This is a genomic window from Paenibacillus terrae HPL-003 (assembly GCF_000235585.1).
GTDB lineage: Bacteria > Bacillota > Bacilli > Paenibacillales > Paenibacillaceae > Paenibacillus > Paenibacillus terrae_B.
Window position 1 is genome coordinate 5824039 of record NC_016641.1, and the last position, 23651, is coordinate 5847689.

At 41.5% G+C, this 23651-nt stretch carries 21 protein-coding genes and 1 pseudogene; 7 read left to right on the forward strand and 15 right to left on the reverse strand.

Annotation, left to right across the window (positions count from 1 at the left end):
- Nucleotides 1-168 precede the first annotated feature (168 nt).
- From HPL003_RS25845 to HPL003_RS25855, 3 genes are all read right to left on the reverse strand, one after another.
- Nucleotides 169-693 (reverse strand): VOC family protein, encoded by a 525-nt coding sequence (locus tag HPL003_RS25845; RefSeq protein WP_014282755.1) that lies wholly within the window; start codon nt 691-693, stop codon nt 169-171.
- A gap of 51 nt (nt 694-744) precedes the next feature.
- The gene (locus tag HPL003_RS25850; protein WP_014282756.1) at nt 745-1371 is read right to left on the reverse strand and encodes a type 1 glutamine amidotransferase family protein; all 627 of its coding nucleotides are present in this window, start codon (nt 1369-1371) and stop codon (nt 745-747) included.
- A 109-nt stretch (nt 1372-1480) separates the two neighbouring features.
- A complete protein-coding gene (locus tag HPL003_RS25855; protein ID WP_014282757.1) occupies nt 1481-2443 on the reverse strand; it encodes a helix-turn-helix transcriptional regulator in 963 nt (320 codons plus the stop codon).
- A 377-nt stretch (nt 2444-2820) separates the two neighbouring features.
- Here HPL003_RS25855 and HPL003_RS25860 point away from each other — a divergent pair, with 377 nt between their 5' ends.
- The 6 genes and pseudogenes from HPL003_RS25860 to HPL003_RS30280 form a co-directional block, all read left to right on the forward strand.
- Nucleotides 2821-5769 carry a contractile injection system protein, VgrG/Pvc8 family gene (locus tag HPL003_RS25860; protein ID WP_014282758.1) on the forward strand — a complete coding sequence of 983 codons (2949 nt, stop codon included), beginning with the start codon at nt 2821-2823 and terminating at the stop codon, nt 5767-5769.
- Nucleotides 5770-5774: 5 nt separating this feature from the next.
- Nucleotides 5775-6299 (forward strand): hypothetical protein, encoded by a 525-nt coding sequence (locus tag HPL003_RS25865; protein WP_014282759.1) that lies wholly within the window; start codon nt 5775-5777, stop codon nt 6297-6299.
- Between the two features lie 130 nt (nt 6300-6429).
- The gene (locus tag HPL003_RS28070; RefSeq protein ID WP_238533546.1) at nt 6430-6681 is read left to right on the forward strand and encodes an EndoU domain-containing protein; all 252 of its coding nucleotides are present in this window, start codon (nt 6430-6432) and stop codon (nt 6679-6681) included.
- An 89-nt stretch (nt 6682-6770) separates the two neighbouring features.
- Complete coding sequence (locus tag HPL003_RS25875; RefSeq protein ID WP_014282761.1) at nt 6771-7241, forward strand: hypothetical protein; 471 nt, start codon at nt 6771-6773, stop codon at nt 7239-7241.
- A gap of 660 nt (nt 7242-7901) precedes the next feature.
- Nucleotides 7902-8336: an Imm30 family immunity protein gene (locus HPL003_RS25885; RefSeq protein WP_043922947.1), complete on the forward strand. Its 435-nt coding sequence runs from the start codon at nt 7902-7904 to the stop codon at nt 8334-8336.
- A 26-nt stretch (nt 8337-8362) separates the two neighbouring features.
- A pseudogene (locus HPL003_RS30280) lies at nt 8363-8533 on the forward strand (putative zinc-binding protein); the annotation flags it as partial.
- A gap of 127 nt (nt 8534-8660) precedes the next feature.
- Here the strand turns inward: HPL003_RS30280 and HPL003_RS25890 are convergent.
- From HPL003_RS25890 to argR, 6 genes are all read right to left on the reverse strand, one after another.
- A complete protein-coding gene (locus tag HPL003_RS25890; RefSeq protein ID WP_014282764.1) occupies nt 8661-9350 on the reverse strand; it encodes a Crp/Fnr family transcriptional regulator in 690 nt (229 codons plus the stop codon).
- A 182-nt stretch (nt 9351-9532) separates the two neighbouring features.
- Complete coding sequence (gene arcC / locus HPL003_RS25895; protein ID WP_014282765.1) at nt 9533-10495, reverse strand: carbamate kinase; 963 nt, start codon at nt 10493-10495, stop codon at nt 9533-9535.
- A 36-nt stretch (nt 10496-10531) separates the two neighbouring features.
- Nucleotides 10532-11947: an arginine-ornithine antiporter gene (gene arcD, locus HPL003_RS25900; RefSeq protein WP_014282766.1), complete on the reverse strand. Its 1416-nt coding sequence runs from the start codon at nt 11945-11947 to the stop codon at nt 10532-10534.
- A 71-nt stretch (nt 11948-12018) separates the two neighbouring features.
- Nucleotides 12019-13017, reverse strand: coding sequence for an ornithine carbamoyltransferase (gene argF, locus HPL003_RS25905; RefSeq protein ID WP_014282767.1), 999 nt, complete (start codon nt 13015-13017; stop codon nt 12019-12021).
- Between the two features lie 24 nt (nt 13018-13041).
- A complete protein-coding gene (arcA, locus tag HPL003_RS25910; RefSeq protein ID WP_014282768.1) occupies nt 13042-14274 on the reverse strand; it encodes an arginine deiminase in 1233 nt (410 codons plus the stop codon).
- A gap of 430 nt (nt 14275-14704) precedes the next feature.
- Nucleotides 14705-15157 carry an arginine repressor gene (gene argR, locus HPL003_RS25915; protein WP_014282769.1) on the reverse strand — a complete coding sequence of 151 codons (453 nt, stop codon included), beginning with the start codon at nt 15155-15157 and terminating at the stop codon, nt 14705-14707.
- A gap of 337 nt (nt 15158-15494) precedes the next feature.
- Between argR and HPL003_RS25920 the strand changes: the two genes are divergently transcribed.
- Nucleotides 15495-15854, forward strand: coding sequence for a putative zinc-binding protein (locus HPL003_RS25920; RefSeq protein WP_014282770.1), 360 nt, complete (start codon nt 15495-15497; stop codon nt 15852-15854).
- A gap of 450 nt (nt 15855-16304) precedes the next feature.
- Here the strand turns inward: HPL003_RS25920 and HPL003_RS25925 are convergent, their stop codons facing one another.
- From HPL003_RS25925 to HPL003_RS25950, 6 genes are all read right to left on the reverse strand, one after another.
- On the reverse strand, nt 16305-17186 hold the full coding sequence (locus HPL003_RS25925; protein WP_014282771.1) for a carbohydrate ABC transporter permease: 882 nt from the start codon (nt 17184-17186) through the stop codon (nt 16305-16307).
- Nucleotides 17187-17201: 15 nt separating this feature from the next.
- Nucleotides 17202-18083: a carbohydrate ABC transporter permease gene (locus HPL003_RS25930; RefSeq protein WP_014282772.1), complete on the reverse strand. Its 882-nt coding sequence runs from the start codon at nt 18081-18083 to the stop codon at nt 17202-17204.
- Between the two features lie 26 nt (nt 18084-18109).
- Entirely contained in the window at nt 18110-19453 is a 1344-nt protein-coding gene (locus tag HPL003_RS25935; RefSeq protein ID WP_014282773.1) for an extracellular solute-binding protein, read from the reverse strand.
- Between the two features lie 136 nt (nt 19454-19589).
- Nucleotides 19590-20390, reverse strand: coding sequence for a response regulator (locus HPL003_RS25940; RefSeq protein WP_014282774.1), 801 nt, complete (start codon nt 20388-20390; stop codon nt 19590-19592).
- A gap of 2 nt (nt 20391-20392) precedes the next feature.
- Complete coding sequence (locus tag HPL003_RS25945) at nt 20393-22153, reverse strand: cache domain-containing sensor histidine kinase (protein WP_014282775.1); 1761 nt, start codon at nt 22151-22153, stop codon at nt 20393-20395.
- A 624-nt stretch (nt 22154-22777) separates the two neighbouring features.
- A complete protein-coding gene (locus tag HPL003_RS25950; protein ID WP_014282777.1) occupies nt 22778-23644 on the reverse strand; it encodes an SDR family oxidoreductase in 867 nt (288 codons plus the stop codon).
- Nucleotides 23645-23651 lie beyond the last annotated feature (7 nt).

Genomic DNA, 23651 nt, shown 5'->3' on the forward strand with positions numbered 1-23651 from the left:
CGACATAACGGGAGCACTTGGCATCATCTTTTCTTCATCGTCTCAACATGCCTTATGTGGTGACAATGATTGTCGTATTTTCCGCCAACTATTTGGCACCCGAATTTCTATTACATCATTTCAGCAGTTAGTCACTTTTAACACTTTTTATCAAAAGAGTGATTGCCTTTATTTTCCGCTAAAGCTTTTGGCCCATTCAGCAACCCTCCGACTACTTTCTTCTTCAGACAAATCCTCGATCCTGGTCATAATAGACCATCTTACTCCACAAGGATCCAATATACTTCCGAATCGATCACCTGAAACAAAGTTTGCAACTGGTTCCCTTACTTTTGCTCCTCTTGCTACCGCATTTTCAAATACCTGATTAACATTCATTACGTAAATTCCTAAAGAATAACACGCATGGTCTTCATCTGGCGGCAAGACCAATTTATACGTCGGGTTCGCTGCTCCCAGCTGTAAAAAACCATTTCCAAAATCTAATTCCGCATGAACAATTATTTTATTGCCATTCTCATCAGGAGATTCAGTAATATCCTTAACCCTTGCATTGAAAACACTTTTATAGAACTCTATTGCTTCCGAAGGATTCTTCACTGTAATAAATGGGGTAATAGAGGTAAAGCCGTTGGGTATTCCATTCTTTGTATATTCACCTGACACTCCCATATATTCTCTGCTTTCAGTCATTTTAACTCCTCCTTTAAATGCTCGTAACAGTTCAATTTTATGCTCATACCTTCATTGGATTGAATTCATCAACTCATAAAAATATTTGGATTTATGGGTCTTATTTAGACTATACCAGGCTTTTAATGTTTTAGAAGAAAACACACCCAGAGCTTTCAAAACGTGTACGGAAAATTCCAACGGAGCTGTTCCAGATGCAGTGATCAGTTTTTCATCCGTTACAACAGACTCCATTTTGTAATACTTTTCGCCCGTGTATGTGGGACAGGTCATTTTGAGGTATTCCAGATCATTGCTTGTATGCCAACGTGAATTCAGCAATCCTGCCTGGGCAAGTCCCATAGTAGCACCACAAATCGCTGCAACCCATATACCTTCCTCTAAGCACCTCTCCACAATTTTTAAGATGGGTTGGTGAATGGTTTCTGCCCATGTATTTCCACCGGGTAAAATTAATGTATCTGTGCTCTCAATGCTGCACTCATCCAGTTTGATGTCAGGCAGGATTTTCAAGCCGCCCATTGTAGTTACAGGGGTCTTTTCAATTCCCACGGTAACTATTTTGGATGGGACCAGCCCCTTTTTATAATATCTTCCCGAGTTCAGTTCGGCAGTTAAGTAACCTATTTCCCAGTCTGCCATGGTGTCAAACACATAAAGATATACCGTACTATTCATTTACAAGTTCTCCTTATTTTATAATTTATCAAGTGATACCAACCCTCGGTAATCCATGATTATCCTCATTATAAAAAAGCTTCACTGACATCTGCTGTCAGTGAAGCTTTTAACGTTGATAATATTCCATTAACTCCGACGCAACAGCAACAAGTTTTTTCTTCAAACTCTGTGGTTCGATGACTTGAATGGATTTCCCGTAGGGTAGGAGTAAATAAGGGACATATGTATGAAGTGATTTTTCCTCAAGCAAAAAGATTGCTTGATTTGATGTCCGCTCTTTCAGATGATGCCCCAAAAACCAATGCAGACATAAGTCATCCAATGCCTCTGACCTGCCTTCGATCATTAAAGAAATTAAACCGTCCTTGCCCACTAAACCAGGTAACAGATTTTGCATAAAAAATTCACGAGCCGAAAAAGCCTCAGGACGCTTAAATATGATTGGAGTACGCTTGATCTGTAAAATCCGATCTGCCCGAAAGCTACGGATCTCATTCCTTAGGTGACAAAATGCAACAGTATACCATTTGTTGTTCCAGTAAACCATTCCATAGGGGTCTATCACCCTATTCTTGGGTTGTTCTTCACGGCTTGTGCGATAATCCATTTCTACAGAGAATTCGTTGGCTACAGCCTGCTCCAATTCTGCCAATATCGGCTGAAGAGAAGGATCTCCCATGCGATTTATCACTTCAAATCCGGCTAAATGACGGCTGAGTATACTTTCCTGCTCCTGATTCGAATACATTTTCAACTTTGATGTCGCATTGCTTAATACCTCACTTAAAGGGTATCCAGCTTCTTTTGCAAAAACAGCAGCATGAAGGAGTGCCTTTTTTTCCTCAATATCAAATAGTAAGGGTGCTCTAATAAAATTATTCAGCAAGCTATACCCGCCATTATGACCCGTGTCAGCTATTATAGGCACTCCACTGGCACATAGTGCATCAATATACCGATAAACTGTCCTTATATTTATTTCTAACTTTTCGGATATTTGTTTTGCAGTCATTTTTACACCCGAATTCAGCATCCATAGAATGGCCAGCATATTATCGTTTTTTGGCATAACATGAACCCTCATCTCTCATTAAAGCTTGATCTTTTATAAATATCTTTTTATACTCCCTCTTACCATCTATTATATGCTTTTTTCTACCTTATACATCCCTCTCATATCTTCTAATTCCAGATTTACACATAGTAAATACCACAACGAATGGGTCATTCTGTAAACTAAATATCTTTTTTAACCGATAAATACATATGCTGGGTTGTTTATTAAATATCACCTCGCATCCTTTTATACCAAGCAAACCTTGTAATACATATCTATCTTGACTCAAATTTGTACCATCTGCGGCTTCTAAAATTCAGAAGCAAATTCAAGATGACGTGCTTCACTTGGAAATAACCATTGCATCTAGAAAGGAGTTATGAACTCACTTGAGCGTATTATCAGAAGCAATTGGCTATGAAAGCCTACGCTTTTATGGTCCCTTTCAGCCACTATACATCGAACAACTTCAAATAACACGTACCATCAACGATCATGCCTATTTACATATCAGTGGGCTGCTCTCCGAAGAACAAGGAGTAGCCTGTATCGGTCAAAATATGGAGCAAGAGCCAATTGTGATTCGTCAGTTGGATGATCAGGGACAATCGCTGAGAAGGCTGTTCCATGGGATTGTTACGCGTATGTCCGTACACTGTGTGCGTGGCGTGTATACGTTTGAACTGGAGGCCGCTTCCCATTCGTACCAGATGGATATTAAGAGTAAAAGGCGCTCCTATCAAGATATTCACCGCACTTATGATGATCTGGTCACTGCACTGGTTCGAAAATATCAGTACGGAGATGCCATTGATACCGTAAGCAACTATGCCAAACTGGAGACATTTGTTTTACAATATGACGAGACCGATTGGGCGTTTTTAAAACGCCTTGCCTCTCGCTTTGGTTCCGTACTTGTGCCGGAGGTAACCGCAGCCTCACCCAAGGTTTTCTTCGGGATGCCAGAAGGCAAACAGCACAAAGTGAAACGGGATGTATTTTACAGGGTACGAAAAACGTTTCATGAGTTGGATGCGGAAAAGCCGGGAGAACAACGTGCTAGCTCGTATGTCACCTATATGATTGAAAGCCTGCAATACTATGCGTTGGGTGACCTGATCACGTTACCGATTGGACAAGGTAAAGAACTGGTTGTGGTTCGGGCAGTGACAACGTTAGCAGATGGCTTACTGCGAACCCGTTACGATCTTCAAGCCGAACAGGATATCCGCTATGCACGTTACGAAAACAATCAGGCTACCGGGATTTCACTGACAGGAACGGTGCTCAAGGTACAACAGGATTTCGTTCAGCTTCAACTCGACATCGATCCGAAGCAAGATCCTGCCAAAGCCTGCTGGTTTCCCGTGGCCACCCGTTATGTCGCTGAAGAACATAGTGGCTGGTACGATATGCCTGAAATCGGAGAACAGGTGGAGTTGTATCTGCCTACACACCGCGAACAGGATGCCTATGTAACGGATTCGCTGCGACAACAACGCCACGCGAATGGACAGCCGAATGTGAAGGTATGGCAACACGTGCAAGGTAGCGGCGTAGAAATGTCTGAGCAAGAACTGACCCTGTCTACCTCTGGGGAATTTTCGATAATACTGCATGAAGGTAACGGCATCACCATCAAGAGTCCGGGGAATGTACAGATTCAGGGTGGTCATGTGAAGCTCGACGCAGGTGAGGAGCTATCACTCGAAGCTGGAACGGCGCTGTATCTGAAAGGCGGAGCCGGCAGCATGGTACTGGATGGTGAGACGGATACCAAAGCTCCAGTGATTTATCAGGAAGGTACGGTGAAAGCTCCTGTTTTCGTAGCTGACCTCCCTCCTGTGCCTGAGCCGCCACTGATGAGCATCAAAGCCTATGAGGCAGCACAATCAGCAGCCAAGGATTCATCTAGCAGCCAAGCCTCTACCCCTAAAGCAAAAGTCACAAGTCCAGCAGCACTTCAACAGGCGAATGCCTTGATGGGTACAGTGTTCAAGCTATTAGGCTCCATTCCGGTGATGGGGAAAGTGGCTAGTGTGATGTTAAATACGGTTGGTGGACCCGCAGGTAAAGTAGCAGCAACGGTTTTGCAAGCAACTGCATCGATCCCCGTTCGGAGCAAAGGAACACCTACGATTGGAGGAAGCAGCAAGGGGAGCGGAGTTCATCCGTTGAAATACTTGGCTGGTTTAGCCCTTCAGGGACTGATTAGTCAATACGAGCATGAGCAAGCGAGACAAGCCTATTATAGCAAGTGGATTTTAGGAAAAGCATATACAAGTGCGCGTCATATAGCGTATTCCGGTGGCCCATTGGAGCTAATTAAGAACTTGCTAAAAGAGTCTAATGCCATGGCTCATGCGTATCAGCAGATCCCTGTAGATCTAAGACAACGCTGGAGAGCCAATTATGACAGCTACATGGCAGCTGAAAAAGCCAAAGTATCCTATAATTTTGATGAGTATGATAAAAAGTTTATGGGTACTATGTGGGTCCTCAGTAAAAATGGAGTTACCGATCAGAAAGCTGCACAAGCTTCTCTTGCCTATAACGAAGCTATCAAAAATGGAGAAATCAAATTACATCACGAACCAGAAAATGTGGATATTTTCGTAGAACAAATTAAAGCAGCTAGAGAAGGAAAGAACTATTGGACAGGAGAAGAAATACCAGAATGGCAGGCTAAAGCGATTATTATCAGCAGCGTATTTTCTGAATTTCAGATGGTTGGAAGTTTATACGGTGCTAAATTTGGCAGGAATATAAAGATACCTTCTAAATCAATTAAAGTTCCAAAGTCTACCGTTAAAGAACCAGCAATTGTAAAGCCTGCGCCTTCTAAACCTATTGAAGCACCGAAAACTGAGGGAACGGCTAGTGGTAAGCCTAAGTTACCTTCTGATAAAAAATTACTTGATGCTGCTACTGAATGGTCAAGTATGCAGAAAAAGCTTGCTCCTTCAAAAAGAAAAATGGATAATTTCAATACAGCTGCTGTAGCTTATGACGCAAGAACTGGAAAATATTATTATGGAATGAATAAAGGTATACAGCTTAGTGGAGATAAGAAGAATACAGCGTTATTTGGAAGCAAAGACCAACCAGGATTATTGCCAAAAGATTCTCTTAATGAATATGCAGTAGGAAATTGTGCAGAAGTAGATGCAGTGAATCAAGCTCTAAACCAAAAGGCTAATGTGAATGATTTATATATATACACTATTAAAACAACGCCAAACGAGTTTGGAGCAGCAAAAATAGCTTGCGAAAACTGTACATTTACTTTTAAAGGAAATGTTGCTGATGCACTAACTGGATGGTATAAAGGAGACTAGTGATAATGAATATGGAAGAATTTAAGCATATTTCAATGAGAGGTAGAGTTGCATATGGTATTAGCTGCTTTGAGAACACTATTATAGCCTTGAAATATGATGTTAATGATTGGAAGATAATTTTGAATTATTTATGGGAATTCACTAATATACAATACTTGGATGATTGGAATGATATAGTCGTTGAATTAATTCCTGAGAATTTAACAGAATTCAAAACATACGAGGAGGAAGAGTTTGAGAAGTTGAGTAAAGATGAATTCATATATTTGTATAGCTTATATCAAAATATTGATGGATCAGTCGACGCCTTACTGCGGGGTATTTATGACCTTGGTATCAGTCATGCGTACACTGTAATTGAAGGATACGGCGAAAGCAGTTTGAAATCTTTGGAGAGAATTATAAATCTCATGATAGATTACAATTTTCCATTGCCAAGTATCGAACCATTTCTAAAATTTTCCATAGAAGAAAATAGAGGATGGGGTGACAAATTTGATGGTACAAAATTGTCTAAAATCCTTTAACATAAAAATTGATTAGATGCACCTTAATATTAAAATTTCCAAAGCTTATACTAACTTGAACCATGAGTTAGGATAAGCTTTTTTCACACAAAATAAAGAAAATGGATTAAACCATATTTTTGATGGCAAAATACTCAAAAATGGAAAGGCCAATGGTTATCATTATGAAGGGATGCCAAATAGTAACGGTAAAATTGTCGGGAATGTTGACCCGCCTAATGAGTTTGGTGTCTATCAAGCCAATATTGAAGTTAGCGGGGTACTAAAGAAAGTTAAATCAACATTTTTTCCTAAAGAGTGGTCACCTCAACAGGTAATAGAGGCTATAAATGAAGCTTTTAGGAATAAAGAAGTTGTAAAAAATAAGTTTATAGAGGGGTAACAAGTCGGGGAATGGAAATAGAGTTTGTTTTAAGAAATGATAAGATAATTTCAGCTTATCCATTGTATTAAATGGGGGAGATATGAACTATGATTAAGTACAAATATAAATTGAAATGGATAGACAGATTTAATATAGTAGTGTTGGATTTTAGTGAAGAGAAATCACTTGAATTTGCAAATATGATAAGTGATCCATTAGGATCTGATATACTTCTAAGATATGAGGATTTGAAGGTTGATATCAAAAACTATCTTGATGTATTAATGGGCAAATTGCCTTGTTATGAGCGCGGAGGTAATGTTACTTTTGTTACATCTGATAGGGATTATACAACAATTGAAGATCTTTTTTATGATGAAGATGAAGATGAAGTGGAACCAATTTGTAAGTTAGAGACAGTTGAGTTTGTGAAAATTATATTACTATGGGCTTATGAAAATTATAAATATAAAAAAGAGAAAAAAGTGATTACTCAAGAAGAGGCAGAAATGGTTATGAATTGGATTGAACTAAAAATGGTAGAAGTCAAGAGTATTGAAAGTAACGGATGGACATAATAAACAACTGAAAAGCTTATTCGAGGTTGTTAAGTATTTTGTGTGAACTCGTTTACAGACCAACAACAAGATCGTACAATACAATCAACAAACCAAACACTAACTGATTCAAGCACTCGATAAACTTACAAAAGCTCTTTCCAACTTGTTTTATTAGTAGGGATGAGCTTTTATTCCACACAAAACAATAACTTACCATCCCTCCCCATCAGAGTTAGCATACACACACTCAAACGACTAAGGGAGGGAAATTCACTATGCAGATTGGCCGGATTGGTTTTAACAAGCACTGCGCCAACGATTTTATGAATTAGAACTTACCAGTGAACAACAAGCTTCATATTCATCAGAGGACAAAAATCTATTCGTTCAAATGGATCAATTCAAAATGAACCAAAACGAGGATATTCAACATCTGTTGACTGAATGGGAAGAAAGCATAGGCTATCAGTTAAGTCAGGACAAACAATTCATCTATATGGAAGGAGTTAAAGACGGAATTCGATTGATCCTCCCCGTCATACAACCCACAGTTACTCATTAGCTAACCGATTACATTATCCTAATATTCCTTAGTTTTATGTTAAACCTAAATAGTAGTTGATTCAAATAGAGGGGAAGAAAGTTATATTGAATGAGAAAATAAATTTACTATATAAAATGCACTTTATGGAAAATGAAGAAGACAATATAGAGGTATTTGAGGATATTCTGAATGAATTGTCCCTTGAAGGGACGAATGATATAATTCCCGATCTCTGTACAATCTTCGAAGATGAAGTTGCTGAACCGTCAGCTGATGATTATCTTATCGAAACTATATTCTATATTGCAAAACGTAATGGATTAGAAGAGGGCTTGTACAAACTGGCTTTGGCGATTCCCAATATGTTACCACATGCAGAGTTCTGGGCAGAGAGGATTCATCGGACACTTTTAAATTCAAAAGATTTACTCATTTCTTACAGTAAGATTTTAGACAAACTAGAAAGCTCAAATAAGCAAGCAATTAAAGAAATTTTATTGTTAATTAAGGATGATGATCCAGATTTATATTTAGATAAGGCTAATTCTCTATTAGAAAAATTAAGTTAAAACACAAACAATTTGAATTATGATTTATCAAAAACCAAAAATACCGTGATAGATCACAAAGAAAAAACAGGGCTGTCAGAACAGCAAAATCAGGACGGGACATCATTGCAATTGATGGCTGTCCCTCGTCCTGTTGCAAGAGTTGCTTAGCAAGGCATGAAGTTCAACCTAAACACTATTTCGTGTTGTCTGAATTCGTCCTCTCGACGATGGGATCATGGCTGTTCTGATTTCGAACGAGCAACGTTCGAATGCAGCTGCTGAAATGGAGGATGTTATTCAAAAAGATGAACGGCTTCTTTTTGAAGACGTTCATCTTGAATTTCATATAGAGATTTCTTCAAAATAAGTTGGGTCATGTATTATAATTTTTTTACCTGAAATGGTAATAATATGATCTTTCTTCAACTGATTTAACACACCGCTAACCGTTTCTCGAGACGTTCCGGATATTTTAGAAATTCCGATGGTTGTCAGTGGACACGAAATGACAATCTCTTCACCGTTTTGTTCCCCTAAATCCTGCCTTAAATAATTAAGTGACTGAATTACCCGATCTTGTGCATTGGGGATTGTAATATATTGTATACGATGTTCATGAAGTTTTAAGATTAAAGAAAACTGCTGAACAACAGATAATAATTGTTTGGGATTGGCTTTCAACATATCTTCAAAAATCGCTGTAGGAATATAATACACATCTACATCTGTCAGTGCTTCTGCCGAGTAATTGTATCTTTGATCTGTAAACATACCGCCATAAGGGAAAATTGAATATTGTTTTACATAGTCCTCATATAGTAAGTTTCCACTTTGATTGACCCGCTCTAACTTTACAAAGCCATCTAACATAAGGTAAATTCGCTCTCTTAAGTCCCCTTCTAAAAATAAAAATTGCCCCTTCTTATAAGTCCGCCAATAGACAAACTCCCTTAAGGTTTTTAATTTTTTTTCTGATAAATCAGCAAATAAGTTAAACTGCTTTAAATTTTCCATCACATTCCTTTTATCCATAAATACACCTCTCTTGTTCCATAATAGAATATAATAGAAATTTTATCATTTATCCTATGTACTGAGCAATTTAGCTCTCCATAAACTATAAATGATCAATGAAACAAGCAGGCCGAATTCGGGAGCAAAAGTCAGCCCAAACTCGACCATATTGTTTAAAGAACAGTATTTTTTAATGTTATTTATACATGCACTGATCCCTCTTGTTTAGAAATAACCGTACCTGTTTTTCCTTCTAATGCTTCATATACCTTCTCTAAGGAAGTAATAATGGCCTTTCGTTCTGAATTTGTATTCACAAAATGAACCGCAGCTTCAATTTTGGGAAGCATACTTCCCGCTGCAAAATGTTGTTCCTTTATATATCCTTCTAATTCATCACTGGTTACAAGCTCTAACCTTTTTTGATTGGGCTTATTAAAATTCACATACACAAAATCAACTGCAGTTAAAATGACAAGCGTATCGGCACCTACTAATTCAGCTAATTTCTGGGCGGCGAAGTCTTTATCAATAACCGCTTCAGTCCCTGTCAATCCTTCATGAGAATGAATGATCGGAATTCCGCCACCTCCAACAGCAATGACGATATTTCCATCATTCACCAAAGAATCAATCACTTTATATTCAAGAATGCTTACAGGTGTTGGTGACGGTACAACTCGTCTCCATCCTCTTCCTGCATCTTCTTTAAATACCACTTTTGTTTCCTTCATGACCTCTCTTGCTTCGTCCTCTGTATAAAAAGGCCCGATTGGTTTGGTGGGATTATTAAATGCTTCATCTTTTTCATCGACAACCACTCTGGTTACGATTGTTACCACATCTTTATTTATATTTCGTTTTCTCAATACTTTTGCAATCGCATTTCCCATCCAATAGCCAATCATTCCTTGACTCATCGCACCACAAGTATCCAGCGGCATTGCGGGGGTTTTTTCCGATTCCGCCGCTTTTTGCTGTAATAAAATATTTCCTACTTGCGGACCATTCCCATGGACAATAACGATATCCACATCATTTTCTATGATTTTTACAAGTTGCTCCGCTGTTTTTTCTAATGCTTCTTGTTGTGCCTGTGCCGTAGCATCCACGGATTGTATCGCATTCCCGCCTAGTGCCACTACAATTTTTCTGCGTGCCATACTTCAACCCTCCAATTGTTTTTATTGCCAAAAAACTTAAATCGCAAAGTTCCCCGCAACTAATTCATAGATTGTGAATACGGCCAAAGCAGCAATAGCAACAGATAATATCAGTTCCACCTGAGTAAATACTTGCTTTGGATTATTTTGCTTTTGCAGCTTATAATAGATAAAAATGCCTGGTGCATATAAGGTCATTGCTAATAACAAGTAATTTAACCCAGCCGCATAAACTAACCAAATCCCATAAATACTTGCAACGGTCCCAATGACTATATTGATGGTTCGGCCTTTTTCGTTTGATCGCAAGCTATGCTTCAATTGATAAAATGCTGAAAACACATAAGGAACTAAAATAGCGGAGGATGCTAGAGAAAACGCAAAATGATACGCTTTATCCGAAATAATGAAGGTTAATAAAAAAAGTTGAATTAAACCATTGGTAATCCATAATGAATTTACAGGGGCTTTATTTTTATTCTCTTTCGCAAACCACTTTGGAAATATACCATCTTTAGCGGCTAAATATGGAATTTCAGATGCGAGTAAAGTCCACCCTAGCCAAGCGCCTGAGGCGGAAATAACCAAGCCTAGGTTAATAAATGCAGCCCCCCATTTTCCAACAACACTTTCAAATAAATAGGCCATAGCTGGATTTTTTAAATTAGCAATATCCGCTTGCTGCATAAGCCCGAGAGATAATAATGTAATCAATACGTAAACGATAAGCGTTCCTATCAATCCAATGACTGTCGCTTTCCCGACATCACTTTTATTTTTTGCACGGCTAGATAGGACAACAGCCCCTTCAACACCAGTAAATACCCAGACCGTTACAAGCATTGTGCTTTTGATTTGGCTGCCTACCGCCCCCCAAGTAAAAGTACCGCCTTGTCCCCAAAATCCGTCTACGAATACATGGATTCGAAAAGCAAAGATTCCTACAATAATAAATACAAACACAGGTACTAATTTTGCGATTGTAGTTACTAGATTTATAAGCGCTGCCGATTGTACGCCTCGTAAAATCAGCAGGTGAACACACCAGAGCAAGATACTCGCACCAATGATTGATGCTATATTTTGACCCCCATCAAAAATGGGAAAAAAATAGCCTAATGAACTAAATAGTAAAGTTGCGTAAGCTACATTCCCGAGCCATGCGGCTACCCAATACCCCCACGCGCTATTAAACCCCATAAAATTTCCAAATCCAGCTTTCGCGTAACTAAAAATACCACCATCCAAATCCGGCCTTTTTTTAGTTAAATTCTGAAAGGATAATCCAAGTGCAATCATTCCGATGCCTGTGATCACCCACCCAATCATAATCGCTCCGGCTCCGGCTTCTTTGGCCATATCACTGGCCAAGTTAAATGCTCCACCGCCTATCATCGAACCGACAACAAGAGCTGTTAAAGTAAATAATCCCAATTTCTTTTCTTCACCCACTACACTCACCCCTCTCTATTTGATCGTGTTAAGGAAAAGAGAGAGAGAAAGAAGGAAGCTGAATTCCTTCTTTACTCCATATTTCCTAACGTAGCTGCTAAAACTGCTTTAATGGTATGCATTCTATTTTCAGCTTGATCGAATACTTTGGAATGCTTGCTGCGGAATACCTCATCGGTTACTTCCATTTCTCTCAATCCATGTTTTTCGTAAGTTTCTTTTCCATACGTTGTTTCCAGATCATGAAATGCAGGTAAACAATGTAGAAAAATCACATCCTTATTCCCTGTTTCTTTGATCATTTGCATATTTACTTGATAAGGTGAAAGCAGCTCAATACGCTCGGCAAATTTATCTTCTTCCCCCATAGATACCCAAACATCTGTGTAGATTACATCTGCGCCCGCAACAGCCTCTTCAATACTACTGGTTACCATTACCTGGTCACTACATTTTTTGGCCAAATAAATGACTTCTTGTGCTGGCCATAATGATTTTGGCGCACAAATCCGAACATCCATTCCAACGATTGAACCACCCACTAATAAGCTATTAGCAACATTGTTTCGGCCATCGCCAACATAAACGAGCTTCACATTTCGCAAATGCCCTATATGTTCCTGGATGGTTAATAAATCCGCGAGCGTTTGGGTTGGATGCCACATATCCGTTAGACCGTTCCACACCGGTACACCCGAATGCTCAGCCAAAGATTCCACTGTTTTATGAGCAAACCCGCGGAACTCAATTCCGTCAAACATGCGGCCCAACACTTTCGCCGTGTCTTCTACGGATTCTTTTTTACCAAGCTGAATATCACCTTTACCCAAATATTCGGGATGCGCTCCTAAATCTGTACAAGCTACTGTAAATGCACACCGTGTACGGGTAGAAGTTTTTTCAAATAAAAGGGCTATATTTTTGCCTTCCAAATAACGATGGGGAGTGCCATTTTTCTTTTTCTCTTTTAAATCTGCTGCTAAATCAAGCAAATATAACAATTCCTCTTCTGTAAAATCGATCTCTGCAAGAAAACTTCTGCCTTTTAAGCTTGAATTAGTTTTTCCCATATTTATCCCTGCTTTCTCCATAATTTAAATATCTTTTCGAACGATTGGCATACTCATACAACGTGGACCCCCACGGCCACGGGATAATTCCGAGCTCAATATTTCAATGACCTCGATACCATGTTCACGCAATAAAGCATTGGATACATAGTTACGGTCATACGTAACAACGACTCCTGGAGCAATGGCTAATGTATTGGACCCGTCATTCCATTGTTCACGAGCAGAGGCTATTGCATCGCCTCCGCCACAAGGAATAAGAACCAAATCCTTTAAGCCCAAAACCTCTTTTAGCGATTCCATTAAAGAGGTGTGGTGGGTAATTTTAAGCGTTTCTTCATCCGAACCTTTCTCTAAAACATAAATATTCATATTTCCTTGCGGTCCTTGGATCGCGGGATGAATTGTAAATTTATCATAATCAACCATCGTAAATACGGTATCTAAATGCATAAATGCCCGGCATTTTGGAATTTCAATGGCTAGTACTCTCTTGAATTTTTCTTGACGGCTAAATAGATTCAGGGCTAAACGTTCAATGGCTTTAGCTGAAGTACGGGCAGATACACCAATGGCAATGGTTTCTTCATTTAAAATGAGCTCATCACCACCTTCGATTGGAAATTCATAATTGCGATCCAGCCAAATCGGTACATTATGACTGGTAAATCTCGGGTGATGTTTAATAACGTACTCCATAAACATAGATTCACGTCTTCGTGCAGTTTCCCTCATTTTATTAATCGTTAATCCATCACCAATAACAGCTGCAGGATCGCGGGTAAAATATAAATTTGGCATTGGAACCAAATAAAATGGAGAATGATCTTGCATAAATTCATGTAATTGCATACTCTTACCCGTTTCAATTTCGTTTTTTCGTACACCACTCATTATTTTTTGAACCAAATCTTCATTGGAGAAGGAAAGTAAATATTCTTTTAAAATTTGATGTGAAACATTTCCTTCGGCCCTTCCTTCCTCTAACATTTTGTCAACAAATTCTTCTCTCAGATTTTTATTCACTAATGCCTCGGCCGCGAGTTTTTCCAAATAAAGAACTTCAATTCCCCGATTGCGTAATGTTTGGGCAAAATAGTCATGTTCTTTTTGAATCACTGGCAAAAAGGGAATATCGTCAAATAATAACGGTTGTAAAAAATCCGGTGTTAAGTTTTCTAATTCTTGTCCCGGGCGTTTTAATAAAACCGTTTGTAATTCCCCAATTTCCGAAGCAACATGCAATGGATGCTTCATGGGTCGTACCTCCTTTTTAATCTTTGATGTATACAAATGCATCATAAATGGTCCATGCTTTCCGCCCCGTGCAAACGCCAACATTTTTGTTGAGAAATATTTCACGTTTTTATTTTTAAAATAATAAAAAAAATGTATTTTTATAATAGATTTTGCCAGTTTATCTGCAAAACCTATTTCATATTACGCATATATGATGAATATCTGGGCTGTAACTGCTGATCTAGAAATACAAGATAAATTTGCAGCCTATGTAAAATGGAAGCGCATTCAAAGGAAAAAGAGCGAAGGAACGCCCCAAGGTAGCTGTGATGCTTGATCCAACAAGATACATCACGGCTACGGCATGCTCAATTTCGGGCATCCTACGCTCTTTCATTCCTAAATTCAAGTAACCTCGTATTCTCACTTGACAATCTACCAGCTCATTTTATCTAAATATTAAATTAAGTCTTTCTTGTAAAACCCTTCGATCCGATAGGGTTTGCGAAATGACGAGGCAGGTATCATTCCCGCACACACACCCTACCACTTCCCTCCAATTTGAATTATCTAATAAAACACCGATAACATTTGCATTGCCAGGTAACGTTTTTATAATCGTTAACTGATTGATATAATCAATCTTTACAACAACTTCTTTTAACTTCTTCTTCAACTTCAAATCCGTTTGCAATGGCATTTCTGAGGAAACATTATAGATCATAAATCCTTTCGGAGAAGCTAGTTTTATTAATTTTAGCTCACGGATATCCCGTGAAATCGTAGCTTGTGTGACTATGACATTTTGTTCTGCCAACAATTCTACTAACTTCTCTTGTGTTTCTATTTCATATTCGCTCACCAATTGCTTAATTAATCGTTGTCTTTTTTCTCTTTTCATAGAAAGACACTCCTTTTTATATTATAGCTTTATCATATTTTGCTCTAATTTTCTATTATTTGCTATAAAGAGGCATACAGACTGTAGTGCAGAATTATTTTCATCGATAACGCTGAAACGAACGAAGAGGAGCTTCTCATTGCTGGAAGCTCCTCTTCTTGTATGAAAAGTTTACTTGTATGAAAAATTCAATGGTAGTTTTCGGAAAAATAGTCGTGATCATTATCACGGTCTAACCTGTAAATTTAAGTTAAACTACAAACAATTTTAATTTGTTTCATCTAAAATCAAAGATACCGTGATGGATCACAAAGAAAAAACAGGGAAGTGTACAAAGATGAAAAGAACTGATTTACCTCTTGTCTATTCATGTTCTGGATGTTCCTCCGCAGCACAAACCGCTAACATGATCGCTATAAAAATGGATCGAGAAAAAATCGCTGAAATGTCCTGCATTGCTGGTGTTGGTGGTGATGTCAAACCACTTGTCAGAACAGCAAAATCGGGACGTGACATCATTGCAATTGATGGCTGTCCCTTGTCCTGTTGCAAGAGTTGCTTAGCAAGGCATGAAGTTCAACCCAAACACCATTTCCTGCTGTCTGACTTTGACGTACCCAAAATAATAGGAGAAGATCCTAATCCCAATCATTCTAGGAATGCTTACACACAAATCTTAGAACTAATTGGACAATAATTCTGAATCAAAATAAAGGTGTGTATCGAAAGATGGCTCACCAAAGGCTTATTCCAGCTTGAATCTATGAGTAGGGATGCGCTTTTCCCTATACAAAACAATGACTTACCATCCCCCCCATCAAAGTTACATACACACACTCAAACATTGGGAGGAGAATGTGTTATGTCAAATTGACAGGATTGGTTTCAAGAAGCATCACACCAGAAATTTTATCAGTTACAATTATCCAGTGAGTTCTACTACTCTCTAAGAGCATCAGTATTCTTGTAACAATCATGCTTTTTACACTTGTATAACTTGTATTTCCTTCAACTCAAACTAGACTCACATAAAAATACACCCCCCTAGCATTCATCGGGCGAACCAAAAGGTTTGTTCCAATGTCTACACTAGGGGGTGCTCTTCAAATCTGGCAGGGGAATTTGCATCCTGATAACCTTTTTTCTTTTATCCTTTAACCGACCCGGCCGCGATCCCTTCCACAATCCGATCACTCATAATGAGGAACACAAGCAAAATGGGCAAAATGCTGATCATCAACGTAGCTCCGATAGCTCCCCAGTCGGTCGTATATTGTCCAATAAAGTTCTGAACGCCGACGGTCAGCGTTTTATTTTCGTCCGAGCTAATGAATGTATTGACGAAAATAAATTCATTCCAGTTATAGATCATGTTAATAATAGATGTCGTTGCCATGACTGGGGTCGTCATGGGCAGCACGATCCGGAAGAACATCCGGTTGACAGAGCAGCCGTCCATAACGGACGCTTCTTCCACTTCCCGGGGCAAGGCGTAATAGAATCCCAGCAGGATCATCATCGTTGTAGGCAGATTAAAAGCAACATACGACAGGATGATGGACAGCGGCGTGTCTGTCAGATGCAGCTTGAGAAACATACTGAACAACGGAATCAAGGTGGAATGGACTGGAATCATCAGTCCGACCATAAAGAGCCCTAGGACCAGTTGGCTTCCTTTCCAGCGCATGCGTGTAATCGCAAACGTTACGAAGCTGGCCAGCAGCACCGTTAGCACTACGGATATGACCGTAACCAACACACTATTGAAAAAATACCGCCCGATATTGCCGCTGGTCCACACATTCATATAGTTCTCCCAATGCGGCTGGGATGGGAGTGCAAATGGTGGAAGGTTAAACACTTCCTGATTATTTTTAAGTGAAAAAAGCATCAGCCACAGCAGCGGTAAAAGCTGCGTCACCGCCAGGATGATCAAAAGCGTATACAAAGCGGCATAACCGACGCGAGTTAACATTCTGCCGCGGGTAGAGACTCCAAGCGGATAGCTGGCGGCTGCCTGGGTTTTCATGTCCGTTCCTCCCTATTATGAATACTGGATCGTGTCACTGGAAGCGGTAGCCTTGCGAATCAGCCACGTAGCGACCAGACAGATGAACAGCAGGGCAAAGGCTGTAGCGCTGCCATATCCGAAATCAAAGCTGCGGAACGCCTGGTGGTACATGTACGAAGCCATCACTTCACTGGCTCCGTTCGGTCCACCATCAGTCATGACGTAGATTAGGTCAAAATATTTGAGCGAGCCAACAATGGACAATATGATCGTGACGTTAATCACCTCGCGCAGCAGAGGCAATTTGATACGAGTCGCAATCTGCCAGGCACTGGCTCCGTCGATCCGGGCAGCCTCCACCAGCGTTTCGGGAATATTTTTCAGCCCGGCATAATAGATCAGAATATAAAAGCCTGCATATTGCCAAATAATCGGGATGAACAGGGCAGGCAGCACCAGAGACGGATTAGCTAACCACTCGGGCGGATTGTGGACTCCGACCGACGTCAGTAAGGAGTTCAGCACTCCATTCGTCGGATGATATATTTTGAGCCACAATTGCGCGATAGCTACAGAAGACAATAGCATTGGGATCAGATAAATTTTCCGCAGCAGATTCGCTCCCTTGATTTTTCCTGACAAAATCATCGCAATGACCAGATAACCGATCAGACTGACACCTGAAAACAAGGCTAGCAGCAGCGAGTGCCAAGCACTTTGCCAGAACGCCGTGTCTGTGAACAAACGTTGATAGTTGTCCAGCCCTACGAAAGTCATAGAGCCTATTCCATTCCATTGATTCAGGCCGTAATAGGCGGTGAGCACAATGGGCACATAAATCACAGTGAGTAACAGCAGCAGGGAAGGCAACACATACAGAGCAATGACAATCTTATTGGACATGACCTTTTCCACGGCCCAACCTCCTTATGTGCTCAATTTCAATTTTCTTTCTGAATGGCAGCCTTATGCTGATCGGCAAATTGTTGCGGTGTCACGGCTTTACCAAACAACGCCTGAATCATATTCAAATGTACCTGCGCCGCATTCGGCTTCATCTGTACATCGGCGAACAATGTAATGCTGCTGGCTTGATTCAGCTCATTCAGCAAATCGACATACAGCTTAGGCAAATTCCCTTTGGAGGTGTCCACCTTCGTCGCCGGAATAACGCCCGCCTGCGTTACCGATTGCTCACCCCATTTGACTACGAAATACTCAACAAAAGTTTTGGCCTCTTCCTTCACCTTGGAATTTTCCGAAACGAACAAGCCTACTCCCGGACCTCCTACCCAGCTATCTACGTTACCCTTGCCGCCTGCAACCATCGGAAATTTAAAGAAGCCAATTTGATCTTTAAATGCTTGCGGGATTGCGGGATTGGTCGTAAAATTAGGCAATTCCCAAGTACCCATCAAATACATAGCCGCCTTGTCGTTCATAAATTCAGATTTCCCTTCATCATTAGACAAGCCGTTAAACCCCTTGTTAAAGGCATTCATATCCACGAGCGTCTGGATTTCGGATGCCGCCTGAATTAAGCCAGGGTCATCGAACGATCCTGAGCCGTCAATCGCTTTTTTCAGCGTTTCGTTACCCGCTATACGGTCCGCCAGATACATATACCAGAGCGAGCCGGTCCAGCGGTCTTTATTGCCGAGTGCAATCGGTGCAACTCCATGATCTGCAAGTGTTTTCACAACTTGCTTAAATTCGTCAAATGTCGTAGGCACTTTCAGGTTGTATTTTTGGAATATGGCTTTGTTGTAGTAAATGGGAGAAATGTTCAATTCAATGGGAAGTGCATACGTTTTTCCGTTCAGCGCATAAGCTTCGGTCGTTCCCGGTACGAATTTGTCCTTTAGCTTGGAGCCATTCAACAGGTCATCCATTGGTGTAAATAATCCGCCTTTAACGTAAGGCTCCATAAAGCCCGCTGCCCAGGTAATACCGATATCCGGCAATTCATTGGAAGCCGACAGCACTTTGAGTTTGTTTTTGTATTGTTCATTTTCCAGCACTTCCTGCTGAATGACGACATTCGGATGGTCCTTTTGGTATTGATCTATAATCTGGGTCACAAGCTTGCTCTGCTGTGCCGAGCTTCCCTCTGGCCACAGGTGCATCATTTTGAGCGTAATCTTTCCGCCTTCTCCATTGGAACCACCTTTGTCGTCTTTACCAACACCGCAACCGGATAGCACCAGCATCAATGATAGCATCAGGGTCAACCCAGCAACCCATTTTCGATGTGAGCGCTTACGTAAACCATACTCGTTGGACATCGTTAGACCTCCGTTGTTGTAATTTTATTTTTGTAACCGTTATCATTTGTAAGTTTAGCACTCCATTCCAGCTTCCAACAGGGTACGCTGATTGGGTATAATTCCACTTTTATTGGGTTATGAGCTGACTATGCTGTCAATGAATATCCTCTGGTCCTTTACGCATCTGCTGCCTGTAGCGGCTGGGACTTACCCCCTCGGTCGCTTTGAACACTTTAATAAAATATTTATCTGTCCGGTAGCCTGAACGCTCTCCGATTTGCGCAATCGTCAACTGGCTATGCAGCAGTAGCTCCTTGGCCCGTTGTATCCGCAGCCGGTGCAGATATTCGCTGAAGGACAAACTGATTTGCTCCTTGAACAAAACACTGAAATAGCTCGAATTCAGGTGTACATGCGCGGCAGTCTGCGCCATTGTAATGGATTCGTGAAGATGCTCCGCCATATAGATGAAGGCACGCCGTATTGGATCGCTAAGAGTAGCCGCTTGGAGATCAAGCTCCAGTAGAACAGGGTCAGCCAGCTTTTCCAGCTTCTCATACCGCTGTCTTTCCTCCTCCAGCCTTAGCGCTTCATATACCGCATTCAACAGCTCCTGCTTATCAATCGGCTTGAGCAAATAATTGACAGCTCCCAGACGAAGAGCCTGCTGGACATAATCAAACTCCGCATATCCCGAGATGACAATGATCGCCGGCCGACGTGACTCCCGTTCCAGGGAACGGATTACATCCAGTCCGCTGAATTCCGGCAACCGGACATCTGTAATCAGCAAATGAACCGTCTCCGCCCGCAGCATTTGTAATGCTTGCAAACCATTTGCCGCTGTAACAATCCGGTATTTTCCGGCGGCCCATTGCTCCAGTGTCTGATGTATCCCCTGACGTGTTCTCTGTTCATCGTCTACAATTAGAATTGTTTTGGATGAAACACTCATTCCTACCGCCCTCCGTATTCATCAGGAATTTCAAAAGCCACCACAGTTCCTTCCTGCACAGCACTATGTATCACCAAACCATCCGTTGGATCAGATGCACTCTCATAATAGAGGGAAAGCCTGCGCTGCACATTAACCAGCCCCATACCGGTCCCCTTGCTCTGGCAGGCCGATCCCCCCGTCAGCGCTGCACGCACAGCCACAAGTTCCTCCGGTGTCATGCCAGGTCCGTCATCTATGACCGCAATCTTGGTCCAGCCCGGTCTTGACGAAGGAGTGGCACGGATTTCAACGCGGCCGTTGCCGATGCGATTTTCGATGCCATGCAAAATGGCATTCTCCAGAATGGGCTGGATCAGCAGCTTGGGAAGCGGAATTTGGGCTGCCTCTTGAGACATATGAATTTGCCAGCTTAGCCGTTCACCCAGACGCATCTCCATCAGTTCCAGATAGCGACGGACTTGTGCCATTTCTTCCCCGAGGGTCACCCACGAGTCATGGTGAGCCGGTTCGATAATATAACGAAACAATCGTGACATGGACACCATCAGCCCGGCAAGCTCCTCCTCCCCCTTTTCCTGTAGCGACCAGTTGAAGGCATCCAGCGTATTAAAAAGAAAATGCGGGTTGATCTGCGCCTGTAGCGCTTTAAGCTCGGTTTGGCTTTGCAAAACCTCTTTCTCGCAAATGACACGGATCAATTCATTGATATCGACAATCATCGTGTTGTACTCTGCATTCAATTCCCGCAGTTCGACCGCTGCGGCTGGTTCTGGATTGAGTGCCAATGCCCCTTGTCGTGAACGGCGCATCGCCTGAATCAAATGACCTATCGGTCTGGTAATCAACGTAGACAGCATAAAGGACATGAACAGGAATAACACTACACCAAGAGACGCTGAGATGATAAGTGTAGTCCGTAAAACCGTAATTCCGTCTGTGACGACGCTAACCGGAATCAGGATCAGCAGCGACCAGCCGGTCCGCTCCGATTGCTGGACCGCCTTTACATATTCCCGCTCTCCAATATGAACCGTCTGTGTCTTGCTGTGCAATACACCTGACAAATCCGTCTGGTTCATAGGTTCACCCGACAACTGTTTGCCTTGACGATCTACAAGCAGCATGGTTTCATCCGCTTCTTCATTGACCGCCGACGCATCATTCAGTCCAAAATAACTGCGCTCCATGCGGGTAATCAGATATCCTCCGCGTGAAAACCAGCGATCCACCAGGCTCACCTGTCGAATCGCCAGTAGCGACTGGGAGTCCTTAGGATCAATGCCGATCCAGACTAATCTTCCCTTCATCTGATTCGCTTCCCGGATATCCGCCTGTCCGATACGTTCCTCCAGACTACCCTCCCTAATCGGAAACAACATCTTCCCTTCTGCGGTATACAGCTCCAGTGAGCCGACACTCGGCATATATGCCTGATAGCTATGCATCACTTGCAGCAGTGATTGCCGCTGCCGAAAAGACACCTTACCTCCGTTGCGCTCCTCTAGCAAAATTTGCTGAATAGACGGATGATTCGCTACCTGTTCCGTCAGGCTGTCCATCTGTCCGATTAATGCATCCAGCCTGCCGCTTGCTTGTACCGCGGTCTGACCAATATGCCGCTCGGCACTGTTTTTCAACAGGTGGGAGACATTAAGGTAAATGAACGCCCCCGCCACGCTCATCATGATGAGCATCACCAGTATAAATCCGATAAAAATCTGATTACGCAACGTGTTTAATGGTTGGAACCTTGAACGCATATGCTTTTTCCCCCTGGACCATCGCAGCAGAATGGGTAATGATAACGCTTTCTATTTTTCTATTCTATCGCATCGTTCCCCTTTGTTGGCATATTTTCAGCAGAGATTAATCAAAATGGACAGGAATGATAAGAAATAAAAAAAGATGACTCCTGACGATACAGGAGCCATCCACTGTCCGATTAAATCGAAGCTTCTTGCAAAGTGTCCAAACTAAGGTACAGTTCAGGCTCCAAAGCTGTATATTTAATCTGTATCTATTGGAGCGCGGCCAAAATGCGGTCGCGCAGCTCCATCGTTTTCACATTATCCCGTCCACTTGAAATATACACAGTGGTATTATTTTGGCGCTTCGCGATTAACAAAAATATTATACATATGAACACAAATATTAAAATCATAGCTACTATCAATAAAATTATTTTCATACTTTGCTCCTTAATGGACACGCTTAGGGTGAAGTTCACATAAGTCGTCACAGTTCCCCACGGGAATCACTTTTCTTTTTGAAGCTATATAGTCATACAAATAACCGCCTATACCCATTTTTTTGAAAATAATTATAAAAGGAACCGCCCACCAAAGATACGGTATTCTTGTACAAATTTCAATATATCCAATGTTCTACCGGAAATTTTCTACACACTCATGCAGAAAGGCGTCTAGCGTGCGTGGCTCTCTGCCCAGCAAGCGCTTCACAGTGTCATTAGGACTTTCCTGCACCACCGTAGACATGGTTTGAATTTCCACAACGTGATTCGCGAGCCAAGGAGGCATATGCCCATGCTCGATTAGATTACGGAGTAGTACTTGAGGCTCCATGTTGATGTAGCTTATCGGCCGATTAAGCAGAGCAGATAGTTGACCCGCGATCTGGGGATAGCTGAAAATCTCCGAACTGGTAAGCGTATATATCTGGCCTGATACCTCGTGGTTAGTCAGAACTTCCGCGGCAACATCTGCGATATCACGACAGTCAATGAAGTTACAGGGTGAATCGCCCATGGCGCCGAAGAAAACATTTTGGGTTGTGATCGTTGGTGCAAGGCGCAATAAGTTTTGCATGAAAGCATAAGGGCGCAGCACGGTGTGGGTAAGACCCGACTCGCTCAGAGTTTTCTCGATTTCTTGATGCCAGCCCGCCACTGCCACTGGAGAGCTCTGCTCAAAGGCAGGGCTGGATATTTTTACGATGTGTTTGATTCCAGCTTCGGCGGCAATCTGAATGATCGAGGTTTCCAATTCAATTTGTATTGGACTGTTGGACATGGCAAGGAAAAGTTGGCTAGCTCCTACAAACGCGCGACGCAACGATTCGGGGTCGGAAGCATCAGCCGATGCGACCTCGATAGTCGACCAGCCTTTTTCTCCAATCTGATCACGCAACTTTTCAGGTTCTCTGCTCAGCGCCCTGGCGGGTACGCCAAGATCAACCAAACGTTCCAAAAGCGCACTGCCTATCGTACCTGTTGCTCCAATAATAACTATCATTTTTATC

Excerpts from the sequence above, each read along its gene's own strand:
- HPL003_RS25845 (WP_014282755.1), bottom strand. The coding sequence starts at position 693 with ATGACTGAAAGCAGAGAATATATGGGAGTGTCAGGTGAATATACAAAG.
- HPL003_RS25850 (WP_014282756.1), bottom strand. The coding sequence starts at position 1,371 with ATGAATAGTACGGTATATCTTTATGTGTTTGACACCATGGCAGACTGG.
- HPL003_RS25855 (WP_014282757.1), bottom strand. The coding sequence starts at position 2,443 with ATGCCAAAAAACGATAATATGCTGGCCATTCTATGGATGCTGAATTCG.
- HPL003_RS25865 (WP_014282759.1), top strand. The coding sequence starts at position 5,775 with ATGAATATGGAAGAATTTAAGCATATTTCAATGAGAGGTAGAGTTGCA.
- HPL003_RS25875 (WP_014282761.1), top strand. The coding sequence starts at position 6,771 with ATGATTAAGTACAAATATAAATTGAAATGGATAGACAGATTTAATATA.
- HPL003_RS25885 (WP_043922947.1), top strand. The coding sequence starts at position 7,902 with ATGCACTTTATGGAAAATGAAGAAGACAATATAGAGGTATTTGAGGAT.
- HPL003_RS25890 (WP_014282764.1), bottom strand. The coding sequence starts at position 9,350 with ATGGATAAAAGGAATGTGATGGAAAATTTAAAGCAGTTTAACTTATTT.
- arcC (WP_014282765.1), bottom strand. The coding sequence starts at position 10,495 with ATGGCACGCAGAAAAATTGTAGTGGCACTAGGCGGGAATGCGATACAA.
- argF (WP_014282767.1), bottom strand. The coding sequence starts at position 13,017 with ATGGGAAAAACTAATTCAAGCTTAAAAGGCAGAAGTTTTCTTGCAGAG.
- arcA (WP_014282768.1), bottom strand. The coding sequence starts at position 14,274 with ATGAAGCATCCATTGCATGTTGCTTCGGAAATTGGGGAATTACAAACG.
- argR (WP_014282769.1), bottom strand. The coding sequence starts at position 15,157 with ATGAAAAGAGAAAAAAGACAACGATTAATTAAGCAATTGGTGAGCGAA.
- HPL003_RS25920 (WP_014282770.1), top strand. The coding sequence starts at position 15,495 with ATGAAAAGAACTGATTTACCTCTTGTCTATTCATGTTCTGGATGTTCC.
- HPL003_RS25925 (WP_014282771.1), bottom strand. The coding sequence starts at position 17,186 with ATGAAAACCCAGGCAGCCGCCAGCTATCCGCTTGGAGTCTCTACCCGC.
- HPL003_RS25935 (WP_014282773.1), bottom strand. The coding sequence starts at position 19,453 with ATGTCCAACGAGTATGGTTTACGTAAGCGCTCACATCGAAAATGGGTT.
- HPL003_RS25940 (WP_014282774.1), bottom strand. The coding sequence starts at position 20,390 with ATGAGTGTTTCATCCAAAACAATTCTAATTGTAGACGATGAACAGAGA.
- HPL003_RS25945 (WP_014282775.1), bottom strand. The coding sequence starts at position 22,153 with ATGCGTTCAAGGTTCCAACCATTAAACACGTTGCGTAATCAGATTTTT.
- HPL003_RS25950 (WP_014282777.1), bottom strand. The coding sequence starts at position 23,644 with ATGATAGTTATTATTGGAGCAACAGGTACGATAGGCAGTGCGCTTTTG.